This is a genomic window from Aeromonas lacus (assembly GCF_000764665.1).
Classification (GTDB): Bacteria; Pseudomonadota; Gammaproteobacteria; order Enterobacterales; family Aeromonadaceae; genus Aeromonas; species Aeromonas lacus.
In genome coordinates this window covers 1-885 of sequence record NZ_JRGM01000003.1, presented here as the reverse complement: position 1 = coordinate 885, position 885 = coordinate 1, and the positions used below count along the sequence as shown (strand labels likewise).

The following is an 885-nucleotide window of genomic DNA, read 5'->3' as shown; positions in this document are numbered from 1 at the left end:
AGAGAACGCAAAAGAATTTCCAGCCAGCCTAGATGCAGCAAAAGCACAGCTTGCAGAGTTCGATTGTGCAAATTTAAAAGAATACTTTATGCAATACGCAGAAGCGATTGACACTATGTTTTGCACAGTAGGAGATGCAATTGTTATTTTGGATGAACCATATGATGACGTTGCATTCAACGTTGGTTCTCATTTTATGTTCGTGCATGACGAAACAGAAACCGTACAAGTAACGCCTATTTCATTCAGTGATATCCCACAAGGTGCAATTGCTTTTAGGCTGACAAAATAATAACAAGGAATAGATATGGGATTCTCAATAAAGAAAGCATTTAAAACCTCGCTTAATCCATTTAAGCAGCTAAAGAAAGACATGAATCGCATCACTAAGTGGCTCGGGTTAAATCCAAAGACACCAGAAGCAGAGAAGAGACAGGATGAGGGGTTCGAGTTAAGCACAGAAGGCGCAACACGCGGTATAGGCATGATCTACGGTAGAACCCGCTGTACTACCTCTGTGATGTACCACGATGTATCCAATGACCAAAGCATCATCCCAGCCGCTTCTATTGCTGGCTTGACGGGGCGTGCGCTGGAGCAACGCCTAGTGGAGCTGAGACGCATCGGTGTACCCGCCAGTGCAGAAGGCCAATGGCTATGCACAGTTGCCACTATTGGGCATGGCCCAATCAACGGGATCAAGCAGATCTATTTCGGCGGTGAACCCATTCTGAAAGATCGTGATATCCAACTTACCGAGCACGGTTATGTCCCAGCGGATTATATCTTGGATAAGTTCAAGAAGCAGGGAATCGTTATCCAGTACAAAATGGGCAAGCAAGATTACTTCTTTAATGAAGTTGCTGCACGTTGCCCCAACTACAA

General features: G+C 44.7%; 2 protein-coding genes. Both read left to right on the top strand.

Annotated elements, in window-relative coordinates; genetic code table 11:
• Nucleotides 1-292: hypothetical protein (locus LG31_RS21120; RefSeq protein ID WP_161785958.1), on the top strand; the 292-nt coding region annotated here is incomplete at its 5' end.
• Between the two features lie 15 nt (nt 293-307).
• Nucleotides 308-885 (top strand): hypothetical protein (locus LG31_RS0100010; RefSeq protein ID WP_033112464.1); only part of this gene is annotated, 578 nt, incomplete at its 3' end.